Origin of the sequence: Candidatus Electronema sp. TJ (assembly GCF_048287355.1) — a bacterium.
Lineage (GTDB): Bacteria > Desulfobacterota > Desulfobulbia > Desulfobulbales > Desulfobulbaceae > Electronema.
This window is the reverse complement of the sequence record NZ_JBLWEP010000067.1, coordinates 1-4,790: the sequence shown is the minus strand read 5'-3', so window position 1 is coordinate 4,790 and position 4,790 is coordinate 1. Positions and strand designations below refer to the sequence as shown.

The 4,790-nt window shown below is 64.2% G+C and carries 4 protein-coding genes and 1 tRNA gene; all 5 read left to right on the top strand.

Annotated elements, in window-relative coordinates; genetic code table 11:
* Window positions 1-345 precede the first annotated feature (345 nt).
* A tRNA-Gly gene (locus ACNKID_RS06535) sits at window positions 346-421 on the top strand.
* Between the two features lie 158 nt (window positions 422-579).
* Window positions 580-1,047 carry a ribosome maturation factor RimP gene (gene rimP, locus ACNKID_RS06530; protein WP_417912630.1) on the top strand — a complete coding sequence of 156 codons (468 nt, stop codon included), beginning with the start codon at window positions 580-582 and terminating at the stop codon, window positions 1,045-1,047.
* 27 nt (window positions 1,048-1,074) lie between these two features.
* The gene (gene nusA / locus ACNKID_RS06525; protein WP_417912629.1) at window positions 1,075-2,370 is read left to right on the top strand and encodes a transcription termination factor NusA; all 1,296 of its coding nucleotides are present in this window, start codon (window positions 1,075-1,077) and stop codon (window positions 2,368-2,370) included.
* Window positions 2,371-2,377: 7 nt separating this feature from the next.
* Window positions 2,378-2,650, top strand: coding sequence for a YlxR family protein (locus tag ACNKID_RS06520; protein WP_417912628.1), 273 nt, complete (start codon window positions 2,378-2,380; stop codon window positions 2,648-2,650).
* The coding region (gene infB, locus ACNKID_RS06515) for a translation initiation factor IF-2 (protein ID WP_417912627.1) at window positions 2,650-4,790 on the top strand (2,141 nt) is incomplete at its 3' end. The genes ACNKID_RS06520 and infB, both read left to right, overlap by 1 nt.

Here is a 4,790-nt window from a genome sequence, read left to right as displayed (position 1 = left end):
GCCTCATTGCCAGCAAGGAATGGGGCATTGCCAGAGGGGAATGCCTCGTTGCCAGCTGGCAATGAGCCATTTTTTGCCGGGTTTCAGCCGTTCTTTTTCAGCAGCGAGGCAAACAGAGCGGGCAATTTCGCAGACTTGAGCGGAAAGGCCGGAAACCGCCTGCGGCGCGGGGCGCAGGCGGTCTCTGCCGTCCTGCCCATATCCGGCTTGTGTATTGCCGCTTGACAAGGAAAAAGATATTGGCTATATAATGCACTGTCCAAAAAGGCTGACAGTGCCGGACAGCTGGGCAGGCCGTTTTTTCAGGCCGCAGCGGCCCCGGACGCACGGGCTGGAGGATGATGAGCGGGTGTAGCTCAGCTGGCAGAGCACAAGCTTCCCAAGCTTGGGGCCACGGGTTCGAACCCCGTTACCCGCTCCATGTTCGCCGACGTGTTGGCCCGCCGGTTCCGCGCTGCGGCGGAAACCGGACGTATCGCTGAGGTTTTGTGAAAGTGGGCTTGTCCCGCTTTTTTTATTGGTATTGCATGAAGAAGAGGCAGGGCGCAGGCCCGGCTGGCAGAGAAAGGAAGGCGGCTTGTGAGCGGAGACCGGGTTGTCAGGGCGGCGGAGGACTTCGCCCGTCCGATTGCGGAGGAAATGGGGCTGGAGCTGGTCGAGACGCAGTTCCGGCAGGAATCCGGCGGCTGGGTGCTGCGGCTGTTCATTGACCGCGCAGAAGGCGGCGTGGGCATTGACGACTGCGCCTCGGTGAGCCGCCAGCTGGCGGCGCGCCTAGAGGCCGAGGATGTCATCAGCCACGCCTACACGCTGGAGGTCTCCTCGCCCGGAGCCGAGCGTCCGCTCAAGCGGATCGAGGATTTCATCCGCTTCACAGGCCGCCGGGTCAAAATCAAACTCAAGGAGCCGGTCAACGGCGAGTATGCCTTTTTCGGCACGCTGGCGGCGGCGGACAAAGAGCGGCAGCAGATCACGCTGGCTGCCGAGCAGGCCGGGCCGATGACTGTTGAGCTGGACGCAGTGGCCAAGGCCAGGCTCTGTCTGTGAGCGGGCGGCTGACCGAGAGGAGAGGACATGTCAGAATTAAAACGGATACTGGATCAGATCTGCCGCGACAAAGGCATAGACCGCACCCTGATGATCGAGGCGATCGAAGAGGCCGTGCGTTCGGCGGTGCGGAAAAAATACGGCGGCAAGCGGGACGTGGAGGTGCAGTACAACGAGACGCTGGGCGAGATCGAGGTCTTCCGCTATCGCACGGTGGTGGATGATGTCTGGGACGAGGAGTCGGAGATTCATATCGACGAGGCCCGCAAGCTGGCCCCGGACATCGAGCTGGAAGAAGACCTCGGCGAGAAGCTGGACAACGTGGCCGAGCTGGGCCGCATCGCCGCCCAGTCCGCCAAGCAGGTGATCATTCACAAAATGCGCGACGCGGAGCGTGAAGTGGTCTTTGACATGTACCGCGACCGCGAAGGCACCATCGTGGACGGCATCGTCCAGCGTTTTGAGCGCGGCAAGATGATCATCAACCTGGGCCGCACCGACGCGGTGCTGCCGCGCGAAGGGCAGATACCGAAGCGCTCCTACAAGCAGGGCGATCGCATCCGGGCCTATTTGCAGGAAGTGCGGCATGATGCCCGCGACTCGCAGCTGCTTCTCAGCCGCACCTGCAACGAGTTCCTGATCAAGCTCTTTGAGCTGGAAGTGCCGGAGATCGCCGAAGGCATCGTCAAGATTATGGGGGCCTCGCGCGAGCCGGGCTTCCGGGCGAAAATTTCCGTGACCTCCAGCGAGTCGGATGTGGATCCGGTCGGTGCCTGCGTGGGCGTGCGGGGAGCTCGGGTGCAGAACGTGGTGCAGGAATTGCAGGGCGAGCGGATTGACATCGTGCCGTGGAGTCCTGATCCGGCCCGCTACGTGGCCAACGCGCTGGCTCCGGCGGAAGTGACCAGGGTCATGGTTGACGAGGAGAACCACTCGCTGCTGGCTGTGGTCCCGGATGATCAGCTCTCGCTGGCCATTGGCCGGCAGGGGCAGAATGTGCGCCTGGCCGCCCGCCTCCTCAGCTGGCGGATTGATGTGAAAAGCGAGAAGCATTTCGGCGCAATGAGCAGTCCGGGCTGGCAGAGTCTGCTGGACTTGGAGGGCATTGACGAGGCCGAGGCCGAGCGGCTGGCTGACGCAGGCATTGATTCCGCCGAGAAGCTGGCTGCCGCGTCGCTGGCGGAGATCGTCAGGCTGACCGGCATGGATGAGGATCAGGCCGCGCTGCTGAAGATTCAAGCTGCCGAAGCCGGACAGGAGCAGCCGAAGGCGGGAGAGGCTGAGCCGGTCTCCGGCCTGCCGCAGGACGAGACAGAAGACTGATCCGGCCATGCGGCGGGGGCATGTCCCGATCCGCAGCTGCAAAGGCTGCGGGCAGAAGCGTCCGGCAGCTGAGCTGATCCGCCTGACGCTGGCTGCGGACGGCGGCTTGGCTGAGGACAGCGGCAGATGCCTGCCAGGGCGCGGGGTCTGGTGCTGTCCGGGCGGCGCGTGCCGCCTCCGGCTGGAGAAGAACAAAAAAGGCTTGAGACGGGCGTTTCGTCTTTCAGCTGCTGCAGATTGCAGTTATACTACGGGCAAAAAAGGTCACGGGAGCAATTGATGAGCAGGATCCGCATCTACGATCTGGCGAAAGAGGCTGGTCTGAAAAGCAAAGATCTGGCAGATAAGCTGGCGGCAATGGGTTATCCGATCAAAAGTCCCAGTTCCACAGTTGATGACGACATGGCCGCTGATATCCGCCGCAAGATTTTAGGCAAGGCAATGGCTGAGATGACGGAGAAACCCATCGGCGCAAAACACAGAGGTGCGGAGATGGCAGACAAAGGGGGCGCATCGGTGGTCCGGCGCAGGTCCCGCGATCAGAAGGAACATCTGGCCCGGCAGGCTGAAGAGGCGGCGGTCAGAGCGGCGGAGCAGGCGGCACGGAAAAAGGCTGCTGAAGAGCAGCAGGCGCAGGCGGTCAGACCTGCTGCGGCAGCAGCGGCCGAGCCGGCAGCGGGAGGAGCCGCTCCTGCCGCAGAACGGGTGCGCAGGGAGGTTCCGGCAGGCGGCGAGCGGCAGCCCCAGCCGCCGAAACGGGCCAAAGGCTTGGCCCGGATCATCGGCCAAGTGGAGATTCCCGTGCCGGTTGAGGAGCCGAGACGTTCCGGCGGAGGCGGCAGGCCGCAGGGGCAAGGCGGCGGCGCGGCCCGTCCGCAGTCATCCTCCTCGTCCAGACCAGCACGGCCTGCGGCGGCAAGCGCGGCGGCGGCTCCGGCAGCAGCTCCAGATCCAGCCCGCAGCGGCGGCAGAGTCGGTGTCGCCGCCAAGAAAAGCACCGGCGGCAAGCGCGGCGGTTCCGTTGAAGAGGAGAACCGGGCGAAAAGCGGCAAGGGCGGCAGCAGCCGGAGCAAGGGCGGAGGTGGTGGCGGCCGTCATCAGGCACTGGCCTACGTCGGATCGGGCGACGACATGCCCTATCAGGGCCGCCGCAAAAAAGACAGACGGCCCAAGGCCAAGCCGCTGCCACCGCCAGTAGGCGAGACCAAGGCTATCAAGCGGCGGATCACCGTCTTTGAAACCATCACCGTCGGCGAGCTGGCCAAACGGATGGGCACCAAGGCGGGCGAGGTCATTGCCAAGCTGATGAAGCTGGGTGTGCTGGCAACGCTCAATCAATCTTTGGATGTCGACACCGCCGCGCTGGTCGCTGCTGATTTCGGCTATGAGGTCGAGCAGGGCATGACCGAGGAGTTGGGCGTGGAAGCTTTGCAGGCCGAGGAGACTGGCGGCGAGCGTGTGCCACGCTTCCCGGTGGTCACGGTCATGGGCCATGTTGACCACGGCAAAACCTCGATACTCGACGCGATCCGCCGCACTGACGTGGCCGCAGGCGAGGCGGGCGGCATCACCCAGCATATTGGCGCGTACCATGTGCAGGCTCCGTCTGGCGACATCACCTTTGTGGACACGCCAGGGCACGCCGCTTTCACCGAAATGCGGGCGCGCGGTGCCAAGGTCACGGACATCGTCGTGCTGGTTGTGGCCGCCGACGACGGCGTCATGGAGCAGACTAAGGAGGCCATCGCCCACGCGCAGGCCGCCGAAGTGCCAATTGTGGTGGCGATCAACAAGATTGACAAGGACAACGCCGACCCGGCCCGGGTCATCCGCGAACTGGGCGATTTCGGCTTGATTCCTGAGGCTTGGGGCGGCAGCACGATTTTCTGCGAGACCGCAGCCAAAAAAGGCATCGGCATCGCCGAGCTGCTCGAAAGCATCCAGCTGCAGGCGGAAATCCTTGAGCTGACCGCTGATCCCAAGCGCAAGGCGCGGGGCACGGTCATCGAGGCCCAGCTGCACAAGGGCCGGGGGCCGGTGGCCACGGTGCTGGTGCAGGAAGGCACGCTGCGGGTGGGCGAGTGGTTCATCGCCGGACAGTTCAGCGGCAAGGTGCGCAGCCTGATGAACGAGCGCGGCGAGCTGATTGCTGAGGCCGGGCCGTCCATTCCGGTCGAGGTGCAGGGGCTTTCCGGCGTGCCGCAGGCGGGCGACGAGTTCATGGTGCTCAAAGACGAGAAGATGGCGAAAGCCCTCTCTGATGCCCGCCAGCTCAAGGTGCGCGAGTCCGAGCTGGCCTCAGCCACCAAGGTTTCGCTCGACAACCTCTTTGACAAGATGGCCGAGCAGACCGTGAAGGAGCTGAAGGTGGTGCTGCGCGCCGACGTGCAGGGCACCTTGCAGGCCTTCGGCCAGGCAGC

Bases quoted from the DNA above. Each gene is read 5' to 3' on its own strand.
- nusA (WP_417912629.1), top strand. From the start codon at position 1,075: ATGTCAGAATTAAAACGGATACTGGATCAGATCTGCCGCGACAAAGGC.
- ACNKID_RS06520 (WP_417912628.1), top strand. From the start codon at position 2,378: ATGCGGCGGGGGCATGTCCCGATCCGCAGCTGCAAAGGCTGCGGGCAG.